At 73.7% G+C, this 13,901-nt stretch carries 11 protein-coding genes; 6 read left to right on the top strand and 5 right to left on the bottom strand.

Features of this window, described 5'->3' with window-relative positions; genetic code table 11:
• Nucleotides 1-13 precede the first annotated feature (13 nt).
• The 3 genes from SNE206_RS16425 to SNE206_RS16415 all read right to left on the bottom strand — a co-directional run bounded on the left by SNE206_RS16425 (nt 14) and on the right by SNE206_RS16415 (nt 3,630).
• Nucleotides 14-1,228, bottom strand: coding sequence for an acetyl-CoA C-acetyltransferase (locus tag SNE206_RS16425; protein WP_407914111.1), 1,215 nt, complete (start codon nt 1,226-1,228; stop codon nt 14-16).
• A gap of 23 nt (nt 1,229-1,251) precedes the next feature.
• Entirely contained in the window at nt 1,252-2,394 is a 1,143-nt protein-coding gene (locus tag SNE206_RS16420; RefSeq protein WP_407914110.1) for an acyl-CoA dehydrogenase family protein, read from the bottom strand.
• 84 nt (nt 2,395-2,478) lie between these two features.
• Nucleotides 2,479-3,630, bottom strand: a complete 1,152-nt coding sequence (locus tag SNE206_RS16415) for a CaiB/BaiF CoA transferase family protein (RefSeq protein WP_407914109.1) — start codon at nt 3,628-3,630, stop codon at nt 2,479-2,481.
• A gap of 170 nt (nt 3,631-3,800) precedes the next feature.
• On the opposite strand from SNE206_RS16415, the gene SNE206_RS16410 reads away from it, so the two are divergent.
• From SNE206_RS16410 to SNE206_RS16400, 3 genes are all read left to right on the top strand, one after another.
• Nucleotides 3,801-4,064 (top strand): DUF1876 domain-containing protein, encoded by a 264-nt coding sequence (locus tag SNE206_RS16410; protein ID WP_405014016.1) that lies wholly within the window; start codon nt 3,801-3,803, stop codon nt 4,062-4,064.
• A gap of 176 nt (nt 4,065-4,240) precedes the next feature.
• Nucleotides 4,241-5,710, top strand: a complete 1,470-nt coding sequence (locus tag SNE206_RS16405; RefSeq protein WP_407914108.1) for an endo-1,4-beta-xylanase — start codon at nt 4,241-4,243, stop codon at nt 5,708-5,710.
• 202 nt (nt 5,711-5,912) lie between these two features.
• Entirely contained in the window at nt 5,913-6,617 is a 705-nt protein-coding gene (locus SNE206_RS16400) for a Pr6Pr family membrane protein (protein ID WP_407914107.1), read from the top strand.
• A gap of 33 nt (nt 6,618-6,650) precedes the next feature.
• Here the strand turns inward: SNE206_RS16400 and SNE206_RS16395 are convergent, their stop codons facing one another.
• Nucleotides 6,651-8,270: an ABC-F family ATP-binding cassette domain-containing protein gene (locus SNE206_RS16395; protein ID WP_407914106.1), complete on the bottom strand. Its 1,620-nt coding sequence runs from the start codon at nt 8,268-8,270 to the stop codon at nt 6,651-6,653.
• Nucleotides 8,271-8,794: 524 nt separating this feature from the next.
• On the opposite strand from SNE206_RS16395, the gene SNE206_RS16390 reads away from it, so the two are divergent.
• The 3 genes from SNE206_RS16390 to SNE206_RS16380 all read left to right on the top strand — a co-directional run bounded on the left by SNE206_RS16390 (nt 8,795) and on the right by SNE206_RS16380 (nt 12,780).
• Nucleotides 8,795-10,261: an APC family permease gene (locus SNE206_RS16390; protein WP_407914105.1), complete on the top strand. Its 1,467-nt coding sequence runs from the start codon at nt 8,795-8,797 to the stop codon at nt 10,259-10,261.
• Between the two features lie 61 nt (nt 10,262-10,322).
• Complete coding sequence (locus SNE206_RS16385) at nt 10,323-11,960, top strand: ABC-F family ATP-binding cassette domain-containing protein (protein ID WP_407914104.1); 1,638 nt, start codon at nt 10,323-10,325, stop codon at nt 11,958-11,960.
• Between the two features lie 226 nt (nt 11,961-12,186).
• A complete protein-coding gene (locus tag SNE206_RS16380; protein WP_407914103.1) occupies nt 12,187-12,780 on the top strand; it encodes a GNAT family N-acetyltransferase; N-acetyltransferase in 594 nt (197 codons plus the stop codon).
• 88 nt (nt 12,781-12,868) lie between these two features.
• Here SNE206_RS16380 and SNE206_RS16375 read toward each other — a convergent pair whose 3' ends face one another.
• Nucleotides 12,869-13,765 carry an aldo/keto reductase gene (locus SNE206_RS16375; protein ID WP_407914102.1) on the bottom strand — a complete coding sequence of 299 codons (897 nt, stop codon included), beginning with the start codon at nt 13,763-13,765 and terminating at the stop codon, nt 12,869-12,871.
• Nucleotides 13,766-13,901 lie beyond the last annotated feature (136 nt).

Genomic DNA, 13,901 nt, shown 5'->3' with positions numbered 1-13,901 from the left:
GGAGTGGGGGTGGTCAGATGCGCTCGACGACGGTGGCGACGCCCATGCCGCCGCCCACGCAGAGCGTGGCCAGGCCGTAGCGCTGGTCGCGGCGCTCCAGCTCGTCGATCAGCGTGCCGAGGATCATCGCGCCGGTGGCACCGAGCGGGTGGCCGAGCGCGATGGCCCCGCCGTTGACGTTCACCTGCTCGTGGGAGAAGCCGAGTTCGCCCATGAAGCGCAGGGCGACGGCGGCGAAGGCCTCGTTGATCTCGACGAGGTCGATGTCGCCGGGGGTGAGTCCGGCCTTCGCGAGGGCCTTGCGGGTGGCCGGCGCCGGACCGGTGAGCATGATGGTGGGCTCGGAGCCGGAGACCGCGGCGGAGACGATGCGGGCGCGCGGCGTCAGCCCGTACCGCTCGCCGATCTCGCGGGAGCCGATGGCGACGAGCGCGGCGCCGTCGACGATGCCGGAGGAGTTGCCGGCGTGGTGCACGTGGTCGATCGACTCCACCCAGTGGTACTTCTGCAGCGCGACGGCGTCGAAGCCGCCCATCTCGCCGATCGCCGCGAACGACGGCTTGAGACCCGCCAGTGTCTCCACGGTGGTGCCCGGGCGGACGAACTCGTCACGGTCGAGGACGACCAGGCCGTTGCGGTCGCGGACGGGCACCACCGAGCGGTCGAACAGCCCGTCGGCCTGCGCCTTCGCGGCCCGCGCCTGCGACTCGGCGGCGAAGGCGTCGACGTCGGTGCGGCTGAAGCCGCCGATGGTGGCGATCAGGTCGGCGCCGATGCCCTGCGGCACGAAGCCCGTCTCGTAGGAGGTCATCGGGTCCATCGCCCAGGCGCCGCCGTCGGAGCCCATCTTCACCCGCGACATCGACTCGACGCCGCCGGCGAGGATCAGGTCCTCCCAGCCCGAACGGACCTTCGCCGCCGCCAGGTTGACGGCTTCCAGGCCGGAGGCGCAGAAGCGGTTCTCCTGCACGCCCGCGACGGTGTCCGGCAGGCCGGCGGCGATGGCGGCGATCCGGGCGATGTCGGAGCCCTGGTCGCCGACCGGGCTGACGACGCCGAGCACGATGTCGTCGATCGCGGCCGGGTCGAGCGAGGGGAACCGGGCCCGGATCTCGTGGATCAGGCCGACGACGAGGTCGATCGGCTTGGTGCCGTGCAGCGAGCCGTTCGCCTTGCCCCGGCCTCGCGGGGTTCGGACGGCGTCGTAGACGTACGCTTCGGTGGTCACGGTGGGGAGCCTTTCGCTGGTCGTCAGCTGAGCAGGGAGCGGCCGATGATCTCTTTCATGATCTCGGTGGTGCCGCCGTAGATGGTCTGGATACGTCCGTCGGTGAACGCCTTCGCCACCGGGTACTCCGACATGTAGCCGTATCCGCCGTGCAGTTGGAGGCAGCGGTCGGCGGTGCGCTTCTGCAGCTCGGTGGCCCACCACTTGGCCATCGACGCGTCGACGGGCGTCAGCGCGTACCGGTTGTGCTCGGTGATGCACCGGTCGACGAACGTGCGGGTCACCGCGCACTCGGTGGCCAGCTCGGCGATCTCGAAGCGGACGTGCTGGAGCCTGGCCAGCGGCCGCCCGAACGCGGTGCGCTGCTTGACGTACGCGGTGGTGAGCTCCAGCAGGTGCTCGGCGCCCGCGACGGCGGAGACCGCGATGGCGAGCCGCTCCTGCGCGAGGTTGGCCATGAGGTGGACGAAGCCCTGGTTCTCCGTGCCGAGGAGGTTCTCCTTCGGCACCCGGACGTCCTCGAAGAACAGCTCCGCGGTGTCCTGCGCCTTCTGGCCGATCTTGTCGAGGTTGCGGCCCCGCCCGAAACCGGCCGTGCCGCGCTCCACGACCAGCAGGCTCAGCCCGTGCGCCCCGCCCTCCGGGGTGGTCCGCGCCACGACGACCACCAGGTCGGAGATGATGCCGTTGGAGATGAACGTCTTGCTGCCGTTCAGCAGGTAGTGGTCGCCCCTGTCGACCGCGGTGGTGCGGATGCCCTGCAGGTCGGACCCGGCGCCGGGCTCCGTCATGGCGATCGCCGTGACGGTCCCGCCGCTGCAGAAGCCGGGCAGCCAGCGGCGCTTCTGCTCCTCGGTGCCGAGCGAGGTCAGGTACGGGCCGACGATGTCGTTGTGCAGCCCGATCGCCAGCCCGCTCACCCCGGCCCGGGTGAACTCCTCGGCGAGCACGGCCGGGAACCGGAAGTCCGGCGTGCCGCCCCCGCCGTACTCCTCCGGCACGGCCAGGCCCAGCAGCCCGTGGCGGCCGGCGGCGAGCCAGGCCTCCCGGTCGACGATGCCCGCCTGCTCCCAGCGCTCGTGGTGCGGGAGCACCTCCTTGGCGAGGAACGCCCGGACGGTCTCCCGGAAGGCCTCGTGCTCGTCGGTGTAGATCTCGCGCTGCACCTGCTGCTCCTCTGCGGTGTCGGCGGTGCGGGGTGGGGCGGGCCGGATGCGGGGCGGGCCGGAGTGGGGCCGTGCGGCGTGCGGTCAGCCCGCCTGCGGACCGCCCCGGGGGCCGGCGGCGAGCGCGGGGACGTCCCAGTCGCGGGCCACCTCCGCCGTGTCCGCACCGGGCAGGGCCGGCGGGCGGCGCAGCGCGGCGGGGGTGGCGGAGAAGCGGGGGGCGGGGGCCGGCTGCGGGACGCCGTGGTGGCGGACGTACGTGCCGCGGGCGGCGAGGTGCGGGTGGTCGGCGGCCTCGCCGGCGGTGAGCACGGGGGCGGTGCACGCGTCGGTGCCCTCGAAGAGGGCCGTCCACGCGGGCCGGGTGCGGGTCGCGAAGCGTTCGGCGATGCGGGTGCGCAGTTCGGCGTGGCGGGGGACGTCCCAGGGGTCGGGGGCGTCGTCGCCGAGGCCGAGGATCTCCGCGAACCGGGCGTAGAACTGCGGCTCCAGCGCGCCGACGGCCATGTACCCGCCGTCGGCGGTGCGGTACACGCCGTACTGGGGGGCGCCGCCGTCGAGGAGGTTGGTGCCGCGGGCGTCCTGCCAGTGCCCGGCGGCGCGCAGGCCCCACAGCATGGTGGTGAGGTGGGCGGCGCCGTCGACGATCGCGGCGTCGACCACCTGGCCCGTGCCGGTGGCGCGGGCGTGGTGGAGGGCCGCGAGCAGGCCGACGGCGAGGTAGAGGGAGCCGCCGGCGTAGTCGCCGAGCAGGTTGGCGGGGATGCCGGGCGGCCCGCCGGGTTCGCCGCCGACCGCGTCGAGGACGCCGGCCGTGGCGATGTAGCCGATGTCGTGGCCCGCGCGGTCGGCGAGGGGGCCGTCCTGGCCCCAGCCGGTCATCCGGCCGTAGACGAGGGCGGGGTTGCGGGCCAGGCAGGCGTCGGGGCCGACGCCGAGCCGTTCGGCGACGCCGGGGCGGTAGCCCTCGACGAGCAGGTCGGCCCGTTCGACGAGGTCGAGCACGGTGCCGGCGCCGCCGGGGGCCTTGAGGTCGACGAGGACGGACCGCTTGTTGCGGTTGGTGAGGTCGAGCGCGGGTGCGGGGCCGAGCGGCGGCGGGCCGGGGCGGTCGACCCGGACGACGTCGGCGCCGAGGTCGGCGAGGAGCATGGCGGCGAACGGGCCGGGGCCGATCCCGGCGAGTTCGACCACGCGTACGCCGGCCAGCGGGCCCTGGGCGGTCTGCTCCGTCACTGCCGTCCTCCGTTGTTTGACAGTGAAGCTGTCACAGTGGCGATGATAAGCAGGTGACCGGCCGGTAACAAGGCCCCGGCGCGCGCACCGCCGCAGCGCCCCACGTTTGCCAAGCACGCGCAACGGGCGGATTCTGGGGCTGACGACCGCCGCCCGAGAAGGTGATCCGCATGCACAACCACTGGATCGTCGACCTGAACTTCGAGGAGGACGAGAGCCGCACCAGCTGCACGGCCTCCCTCAGTGGCTTCAGCGCCCCCGGCGTCCGCGGCATCGGCATCGCCCGCCGCAACCCCGACGACTCCCCCGACTCCACCATCGGCGAGGAGCTCGCCGCCGCCCGCGCCTGCTCCAACCTCGCGCACCAGCTGATCGACAAGGCCGCCACCGGCATCGAGACCCGCACCCACGAAACCGCACGGATCGACTTCTGAACCACCGTCACACCCCGTCCGGGTCCGGCCGTTCCCCGCCGGACCCATTGACGGGTCCGCGTCCCGCCCGTAGCGTCTGCACCACCCCCTCGGAGTAATTTCCACCACCCGTATGCTCCGGGGGCTTCTGCGCGTCGCAGTACTCCCCGGTACAGACCCGCAGAAGGGACGCCCCCGTGGCCCCCACCACGCGCCGCAGCCTGGTCGCGATCCTCGCCACCGCGCTCGCCGCCGTCGCCATCCCGCTGTCCGCACTCTCCGCGCACGGCGCCGACACCCCGCTCCGCACCCTCGCCACCAACGACGGCCGCCAGATCGGCGTCGCGGTCTCCGACAGCAAGCTCACCGGCTCCACCGCCTACGCCTCGCTCCTGAAGAGCCAGTTCAACTCGGTCACCGCCGAGAACGCGATGAAGTGGGACGCCGTCGAGCCCAGCCAGGGCAACTTCAACTGGGCCGCCGCCGACCGGCTCGTCGCCGCCGCCCAGGCCAACGGCCAGGTCGTCCGCGGCCACACCCTCGCCTGGCACAGCCAGGTGCCGAGCTGGATCACCAACGGCGGCTTCAGCGCGGCCCAGTTGAAGACCATGCTGTCGCAGCACATCGCCACCGAGGCCGGCCGCTACGCCGGCAAGGTCTACGCCTGGGACGTCGTCAACGAGGCCTTCAACGACGACGGCACCCGCCGCACCAGCCTCTGGCAGACCAACCTCGGCGACAGCTGGATCGCGGACTCCTTCACCGCGGCCCGCGCGGCCGACCCGACGGCGAAGCTGTACATCAACGACTACAACACCGACGGCATCAACGCGAAGAGCACCGCGCTCTACAACCTCGTCAAGTCGCTGAAGCAGCAGGGCGTCCCGATCGACGGCGTCGGCTTCCAGGCGCACCTGATCCTCGGCCAGGTGCCCTCCGACCTCAAGGCCAACCTGCAGCGCTTCGCCGACCTCGGCGTCGACGTCGCCATCACCGAGCTCGACATCCGCATGCAGACGCCCTCCAACGCCACCACCCTCGCCTCCCAGGCCACCGACTACGGCAAGGTCATCACCGCCTGCCGCGGCGTCACCCGCTGCGTCGGCGTGACCGTCTGGGGCCTGGACGACGCCGACTCCTGGGTGCCGGACGTCTTCTCCGGCTACGGCGCGGCCACCCTGTACGACGGGAACCTGCAGCCGAAGCCCGCCTACACGGCGGTCGCGACGGCGTTCGGCGGCTCGACCTCCAGCCCGAGCCCGAGCCCCTCCTCGTCGACGTCGCCCAGCCCGTCGCCGTCCCCCTCGCCCAGCTCCTCCCCGAGCTCGTCGCCCAACCCCACGGGCGGATGCACGGCCTCGTACAAGATCGCCAACCAGTGGACGGGCGGCTTCACCGCCAACCTCACCGTGACCAACCGCGGCACCTCGGCGGTCAGCCCCTGGCAGGTGAGCTGGCAGTTCCCGGCCGCCGGGCAGCAGGTCACCCAGGGCTGGAGCGCGGTGTTCACGCAGTCCGGCAGCACCGTGACGGCCGCGAACCCGGCCTGGGCCACCAGCCTCGCCCCGGGCGCCTCGTACAGCTTCGGCTTCAACGGCAGCTGGACCGGCAGCAACCCGGTGCCCGCCGCGCTGAGCCTCAACGGCACCGTCTGCACCACCGTCTGACAGCGGCACCCCGCTGCGGCGGGGCCGCGGGCCGACCCGGCCCGCGGCCCCGCCCGCGGGACCACCCGGGCCCGTCCGCCCGCGGGTTCCCCGGCCGCGTACCGGCGGGTAGAGTGCGGCGACCGGCCCGCCCCTCCACCCTGCCGCCCCACGGCGGGCCGCGCCCCCGCGGGCACCGGGGCGGGAACGGGGAACAGCGCACATGACGGTGTGGACCAGGCCGGCCCTCTGGTGGCGGGCGGCGATCGCGCTCTCGGCCTTCCTGGGGATCCTCCTCAGCAACAGCTCGCTGGTGTACTTCACCATCGAGAGCAACGTCATCGTGCTCGGCTACTTCCTCGGTGCCGCGTACTGGATGGTGCAGCGCGGCACCGTGGACGCGCCCGCCCCGCGGCTGCGCGGCGCGGTGACGCTGTACATCACGATCACCGGCCTGGTCGCGCACATCCTGCTCAACCACGGGGAGAACCCGCTGCCCGGGCTGCTCGACGGCCCCGACCGGCTGCAGAACTGGTCGAGCTTCTTCCTGCACTACACGACGCCGCTGATGGTGCTCGCCGACTGGCTGTGCCTGAAGCCGCGCAACGCCTCGCGGTGGAAGGACGTCCCGCTCTGGCTGGCGTTCCCGCTCGGGTACGCCGCCCTGACCGAGCTGCGGGCGGCGCTCCTCCCGTCGTTCCCGCTGAGGTACCCGTACTTCTTCCTCGACCCGACCACCGACGGCTACGGCTGGGTGCTGGGGCAGATGGGCCTGCTCACCGTCGAGTTCGTGGTGCTGGGCGTCGCCGTGGTCGGCCTCGACCGGCTCGGCACCCGGCTGGCACGCCGCCGCGGCGCACCGGAGCCCGCCGCGGCGGCCGGCGCCGGGCAGGCCGGGACCGCACCGCACGCCGGGACCCGGCGCTGACGCCGGGCGGCACCCGGCCGCGCGGCCGGCGTCCTACAGCGGGTCGACCCTGCGCAGGGCGCCGTCCAGCTCCAGCCAGCGGGTGATGCCGAGGGCGCGCAGGAACGGCACGTCGTGGCTGGCCACGATCAGTGCGCCCTGGTAGCCGGCCAGGGCCTGGGTGAGCTGGCGGACGCTCGCCAGGTCCAGGTTGTTGGTCGGTTCGTCGAGCAGCAGCAGCTGCGGCGGCGGTTCGGCCAGGAGCAGCGCGGCGAGGGTCGCCCGGAACCGTTCGCCGCCGGAGAGGGTGGCGGCGGGCCGGTCGGCCCGGTCGCCGCGGAACAGGAAGCGGGCCAGTCTGGCCCGGATCGCGTTCTCCCCGGCGGTGGGGGCGAACTCCCGGACGTTGCCGACGACGCTGAGCGTGTCGTCGAGCAGGTCGAGCCGCTGCGGCAGGTGCCGGGTCGGCACGGGTGTGCCCACCTCCCCCTCCTCCGGCGCGAGTTCGCCGGCGATGGTGCGCAGCAGGGTGGACTTGCCTGCGCCGTTGCGTCCGACCAGGGCGATGCGTTCGGGCCCGCGGAGGTCCAGGTCGATGCGGGAGCCGTCGGCGACCCGGTGGGCGAGCCGGACCCGGTCGAGCGTGAGCACGGTGCGTCCGGCCGGGACGGCGGTGCGCGGCAGGTCGACGCGGATCTCCGCGTCGTCGCGGACGGCCTCCTCGGCGGCCGTGAGGCGTTCCCTGGCGTCGGCGAGCCGTTCGGCGTGCATGCCCTTCAGCCGGCCCGCGGTCTCCTCGGCCCTGCGTTTGAACGCACCGGCGAAGATCTTCGGGTCGTTGCGGCTGGCGGACTTCTTCTTCCCGTACGCGGCGCTGCGTTCCAGGCGGCTCCGGGCGTCGACGAGGTCGCGCTTCTGGCGCTGGACGTCGGCGGCGGCGTTGCGCACCAGGCGTTCGGCGGTCTCCTGTTCGGCGGCGAGGGTGTTCTCGTAGTCCTCGAAGTTGCCGCCGTACCAGGTGACGGAGCCGTCCCGGAGGTCGGCGATCTGGTCGACGTGGGCGAGGAGTTCGCGGTCGTGGCTGACGACGACCATGACGCCGCGCCAGGCGGCCACCGCCTCGTACAGGCGGGCGCGGGCCGACCGGTCGAGGTTGTTGGTGGGCTCGTCGAGGAGCAGGACGTCGGGGCGGCGCACCAGCAGCCCGGCGAGGTTGAGCAGCACGGTCTCGCCGCCGGAGAGTTCGCCGGTGGTGCGGTCGAGGCCGAGGTGTCCGAGGCCGAGCCGGTCGAGGGTGGCGCGGGCGCGTTCCTCGACGTCCCAGTCGTCGCCGACGGCGGTGAAGTGCCGTTCGTCGGTGTCGCCGGACTCGATGGCGTGCAGGGCCTCGCGGGCGGCCCGGATGCCGAGCGCCTCGTCGACCCGCGCGTCCTGCGCGAGGGTGAGGCCCTGCGGCAGGTAGCCGATCTCGCCGCCGACCCGGACGGTGCCGGAGGTCGGGGTGAGGTCGCCGGCGACGAGCCGGAGAAGGGTCGACTTGCCGGCCCCGTTGAGGCCGATGAGCCCGGTGCGGCCGGGGCCGACGGCGAGGTGGAAGTTCTGCAGGACGGGGGCGCCGTCGGGCCACTCGAAGGACAGGTCGGTGCAGAGGACGGACGTGGTGGGTTGAGCCATGGATGGCCTCCTGCGGTTGCTTCGGAACGGTGAGGGAGCAACACGGGAGACACCGGGAGCGGCGGGGTGAACGGGGACGGCACGGCGCACCGTGGGGTGGGCCGGCTCACGTCCGAGGTCGCACGCTCACACGCACTCGACCGCCGGTGAACGGCGGGAGCGGGGGCGGTGTCTCATGACCTCAGACGAGCAACGGCCTTCTCCAGACGGGAGGGAACGGACGAACGTGCGTGTCCCAGGGTAGGCGGGCCGCCGTGCGGCCGCAAAGGAATTTCCGGGGGCCGGTGCCGTCGCCGGCCCGCGGCACTCCGCCACAGCGGCCCGCAGCACTCTGTCAAAGGCGTCACGCAACGGTTGGCACGGTGATCCATTGTGACGGCGGCCTGCAGGGCCGAGACTCCCAGGGGCGCCGCCACGGCCCGGGCCGCCGGCCCTCCGGACCGGCGCACGGGACCGCCCGACCCCCCGCGGGCCCGACACCCCCGCACCGCGCCGCCCGCGGGCCCGACCCCTCAGAGGTGACCATGACCACCGTGCCGGTGGACCGCGCCGCGCCCCGTCCTCCCGCGCCGAAGCGGGTGCGGATGATGCCGCTGGTGGCGCTGATCTTCTTCAGCGTCTCGGGCGGCGCGTACGGCATCGAGGAGCTGTTCTCGACGTCCGGTCCGGGGATGGCGATCCTGCTGATCGTGGTCACCCCGCTGATCTACAGCGTGCCGCACGCGCTGGTGGTGGCGGAGCTCGGCACGGCGATCCCGGAGGAGGGCGGCTACTACCACTGGGTCAAGCGCGGGCTGGGGCGGTTCTGGGGCTTCCAGCAGGGCCTGCTGCAGTGGATCTGCAGCTTTGTCGACATGGCGGTCTACCCGGTGCTGTTCACCAGCTACCTGCAGAGCCTGGTGGGCGCGGTCGCCCCCGGCGAGCACGTGCTGTTCCGGGTGGGTCACCTGCAGTTCGACCTGAACTGGTTCATCTGCCTCGCGGTGATCGTGGTGTTCACCCTGCTCAACCTGCTGGGCGCGGGCTGGGTCGGCGAGTCGTCGGTGGTCTTCGCGGTGATCTGCCTGCTGCCGATGCTGGTCCTCTCCGGCATCGGCATCGCGCACCTGGTCGGCGACGGCGTCAACCCGGTCGGGACGATGACCGCGACGGCCGGGCAGTCGACGTGGAACGCCTTCGGCGCCGGCCTGTTCATCGTGATGTGGAACTACTGCGGCTGGGACAGCGTGTCGAACGTCGCCGGCGAGATGGAGAACCCCCGCCGGCACCTGCCCCGTGCGCTGGCCGTCTCGGTCGTCCTGATCATGGTCGGCTACCTGCTGCCCACCATCGCCTCGCTCGCCACCGGGGCCGACGGCGACGCCGGCTGGCGCAGCTGGGAGGCCGGATCGTTCTCCGCCGTGGCCGGGCAGCTGGCCGGCCCCTGGCTGCAGTGGGCGGTCACCCTGGGCGGCATGTTCGCGGCCGTCGCGATGTTCTCGGCGCTCCTCGCCTCCAACTCGCGGCTGCCGCTGGTGCTGGCACGGGACGGCTACTTCCCGGCGTGGCTGGCGAAGGAGAGCCCCCGCTACCGCGTGCCGGTCGCGTCGGTGGTCGGCTCCTCGGCGATCTACGCGGTGTTCTGCCTGAGCAGCTTCACCAACCTGGTGATCTTCGACGTCTTCCTCACCAACACCGGCATCCTGCTGGAGGTCGCGGCGCTGATCGCCCTGCGCATCAGGGAGCCGGAGCTGGAGCGGCCGTACCGCATCCCCGGCGGCTGGTGGAGCATCGGCGGCATCGTCGCCGGCCTGCTCGCCGTCTGCGCCTGGGCCGCCTGGCAGCAGTACGTCGAGAGCGGCACCCAGGCGGTGACGTACGGGCTCGCGGTGATCGCCGGGTCGGTCCTGCTGTACCCGCTGCTGGCCCGCCGGGCGCGCCGGACGCAGCGGGTGCCGGTGCCCGCCCGGGCCGGGGCGGAGCCCGCCGGGGTGTCCGGCACGTCCGTGTAGCACGGGCGGGGCCGCGGGCCCGGATCGGCGCACCCGCGGCCCCGCCTAGAATCGACGCATCATGAGCGCCACTCTCGTAGTCAAGGACCTCGCCGCCGGCCACGGCGAGCGCACCCTCTTCGCCGGCCTGGACCTCGTCGTCGCACCGGGCGACGTGATCGGCCTGGTCGGGGTGAACGGCGCCGGCAAGTCGACGCTGCTGCGCCTGCTCGCCGGCCTGGACACGCCCGAGGGCGGCTCGCTGAGGCTCAGCCCGCCGACCGCGAACGTCGGCCACCTGCCGCAGGAGCCGGAGCGCCGGCCGGGCGAGTCCGTCCGCGACTTCCTGGCCCGCCGCACCGGCGTGGCGGAGGCGCAGGCCGCACTGGACGAGGCCACCGAGGGCCTGGTCGAGGGCCGTCCCGGCGCGGACGACGCCTACGCGGCGAGCCTGGACCGCTGGCTCGACCTCGGCGGCGCCGACCTGGAGGAGCGCGCCGAGGAGGTCGCCGACTCGCTGGGCCTCAAGGTCTCGCTGGACCTCCCGATGACGGCGCTCTCCGGCGGCCAGGCCGCCCGCGCGGGCCTCGCCTCGCTGCTGCTGTCGCGCTACGACGTGTTCCTGCTGGACGAGCCGACCAACGACCTCGACCTCGACGGCCTGGAGCGGCTGGAGTCCTTCGTCAGGGGCCTGCGCGCCGGCACCGTGCTGATCAGCCACGACCGCGAGTTCCTGGCCCGCACGGTGACCCGGGTGCTGGAGCTGGACCTCCACCAGCAGCAGGTCAACGTGTACGGCGGCGGCTACGAGGCGTACCTGGAGGAGCGCGCGGTGGCCCGCCGGCACGCGCGCGAGCAGTACGAGGACTTCGCGGACACCAAGGCCTCGCTGGAGGCCCGCGCGCAGATGCAGCGCAACTGGATGGAGCACGGCGTCCGCAACGCCCGCCGCAAGGGCAGCGACAACGACAAGAAGGCCCGGTCGACCCGCGCCGAGTCGACCGAGAAGCAGGCCTCCAAGGCACGCCAGACGCAGCGGATGATCGAGCGCCTCGACGTGGTCGAGGAGCCCCGCAAGGAGTGGGAGCTGCGGATGGAGATCGCCGCCGCGCCGCGTTCCGGTGCGGTGGTGGCGACGCTGCGCGGCGCGTCCGTACGCCGCGGGGAGTTCGCGTTCGGGCCGGTCGACCTGCAGATCGACTGGGCCGACCGGGTCGCGATCACCGGGGCCAACGGCGCGGGCAAGTCGACCCTGCTCGCCGCGCTGCTCGGCCGCCTCGAACTCGACGGCGGCAGCGCCGTGCTGGGCTCGGGCGTGGTCGTCGGCGAGGTCGACCAGGCCCGCGGCCTCTTCCTCGGCGGTGAGCCGCTGTCGGACGCCTTCGCGGCGGCCGTACCGGAGTTGACGCCGGAGGAGGTGCGGACGCTGCTGGCGAAGTTCGGCCTCAAGGCCGTGCACGTGGGGCGGCCCGCGGCGACGCTCTCCCCCGGCGAGCGGACCCGGGCGGCGCTCGCCCTGCTGCAGGCCCGCGGCGTCAACCTGCTGGTGCTGGACGAGCCGACCAACCACCTCGACCTGCCCGCCATCGAGCAGTTGGAGTCCGCGCTGGCCTCCTACACCGGCACCCTGCTGCTGGTCACGCACGACCGGCGCATGCTGGAGGCCGTGACGGTGAACCGCAGGGTGGTCGTCGAGGACGGCGGCGTCCGCGAACTCTGAGCTCCGGCGCTGAACTCCGGGCTCCGGGCTCCGGGCTCCGGACGCAGCGCCGCAGCGCCGCACGGGCGGTCCCGGCGGTTCCGACGGCTCCGGCGGCCCACCGCGGGGAACCGGGGACGTACCGGTGCGGCGCTGACCGGAGGGGCGCGGGTGGCGGGCGTGCGGTGCCCGCCACGTGCCGGAATTCCTTGGCGGGGGTGCTGGCCTGCGGGGATAATCCGTTGTCATGAACCACACTGCCGACGTCCCTGGCACCACGCCGCATCCGGTGTCCCCCGCCCGGCCGCCCGAGCTGCTGGCCCTGCCCGGCGGGGCCGCCCTGCGCCGCCGACGGGTGGCGGACGCCGCCGCCGTGAACGCCGCCGTGCACGCCAACCTGGAGTACCTGCGCCCGTGGATGCCCTGGGCGAGGAGCGCACCGACCATGGACCAGACCGTGGAGATGTCCCGGGCGGGCGAGGAAGTCTGGGACACCGGAACGGACTTCATGTACGTGCTCGGCACGGACGCCGAACCCGACGGCGTCCTCGGCGCGTTCGGCCTGCACGGGCGCATCGGGCCGGGCGCGCTGGAGGTGGGCTACTGGATCGCCGGCACCCACACCGGCCGCGGCCTCGCCACCGCCGGTGCCCGGGCGCTGACGGCGGCCGCACTCGCCCTGCCCGGCATCAGCCGCGTCGAGATCCACTGCGACGAGGCCAACCTGGCGAGCGCGGCCGTGCCCCGCAAACTCGGCTTCCGGCTCGACCGGGTGGAGGACGCGCTGGTCACCGCCCCGTCCGAGACCGGCCGCAAGCTGATCTGGGTCACCACCGGCTGACGGCCCCGCGCGCGGGGCCGCACCGGCCGGAGTCACGGGCCGGTCGCACCCGTCGGCGGCCCGGGGAGCCCCGGGCCGCCGCCCGGCGTCAGTACCGCGCGCCGACCGGCGCCGGGAGGGCGTCCAGCTCGGCGAGGTCCGCCGCGGACAGCTGCACGTCGGCCGAGGCCGCGTTGTCCGCCAGGTACTTCGGCGTCTTGGTGCCCGGGATGGGAACGACCAGCCGGCCCTGCGCGACCACCCAGGCCAGCGCCACCTGGGCCGGGGTGGCACCGATCCGCTCGCCGATCTCGCGGGTCTTCCCGACCAGCGCGAGGTTGGCCTCCAGCGCGTCCGCCTGGAACCGCGGCAGGGTGGCCCGCCAGTCGTCCGCCGGCAGGTCGGCGACCGAGGCGAACCGGCCCGCCAGGAAACCCCGGCCGAGCGGCGAGAACGGCAGGAACGCGATGCCGTTCGCCTCCGTGTACGGCAGCACCTCGGCGAGCGCGTCCCGCGTCCACAGGGAGAGTTCGGACTGCACCGACGCGACCGGGTGCACCGCCTGGGCCCGCCGGATCTCCTCCACCGACACCTCGGAGAGGCCGATCTGCCGCGCCTTGCCCGCCGTCACGGCCTCCGCGAGCGCACCCCAGGTCTCCTCGATCGGCACCGCCGGGTCGACCCGGTGCAGCTGGTAGAGGTCGACGTGGTCGGTGCCGAGCCGGCGCAGGCTGTCGTCGATCGCCTGCCGGACGTGCTCCGGCCGCCCGTCGTTGCCGACCCGGGCCCCGTCCGTGCCCGGCACCAGGCCGGCCTTGGTCGCCAGCACGGCCCGGTCCCGGTACGGGCCGGCCAGCGCCTTGCCGACCAACTCCTCGTTGTCGTAAGGCCCGTAGATGTCGGCGGTGTCGATCAGGGTGACGCCGAGGTCGAGCGCCGCACGCACCACGTCCACCGAGGTGGCGTCGTCGCGGCCGTTCGGGTCGTACGCCCAGGTCATCCCCATGCAGCCTAGTACTGCAACCGCATCTGGGGGTTGTGTCCGCGGCGTTTGTAGTGGGATTTGCGGGCGCGGGCCTGGCTTCGTCGCCGGAAGCGTGACCAGTGCAGATGGTGGTCGTTGGCATGGTGATGGGGGACGA

It is taken from the genome of Kitasatospora sp. NE20-6, from assembly GCF_045862635.1.
Note: the sequence above shows the minus strand (reverse complement) of the source record. Positions and strands in the feature narration are given on the sequence as shown.

Excerpts from the sequence above, each read along its gene's own strand:
- SNE206_RS16410 (WP_405014016.1), top strand. The coding sequence starts at position 3,801 with ATGCACAACCACTGGATCGTCGACCTGAACTTCGAGGAGGACGAGAGC.
- SNE206_RS16400 (WP_407914107.1), top strand. The coding sequence starts at position 5,913 with ATGACGGTGTGGACCAGGCCGGCCCTCTGGTGGCGGGCGGCGATCGCG.
- SNE206_RS16395 (WP_407914106.1), bottom strand. The coding sequence starts at position 8,270 with ATGGCTCAACCCACCACGTCCGTCCTCTGCACCGACCTGTCCTTCGAG.
- SNE206_RS16390 (WP_407914105.1), top strand. The coding sequence starts at position 8,795 with ATGACCACCGTGCCGGTGGACCGCGCCGCGCCCCGTCCTCCCGCGCCG.
- SNE206_RS16385 (WP_407914104.1), top strand. The coding sequence starts at position 10,323 with ATGAGCGCCACTCTCGTAGTCAAGGACCTCGCCGCCGGCCACGGCGAG.
- SNE206_RS16380 (WP_407914103.1), top strand. The coding sequence starts at position 12,187 with ATGAACCACACTGCCGACGTCCCTGGCACCACGCCGCATCCGGTGTCC.
- SNE206_RS16375 (WP_407914102.1), bottom strand. The coding sequence starts at position 13,765 with ATGGGGATGACCTGGGCGTACGACCCGAACGGCCGCGACGACGCCACC.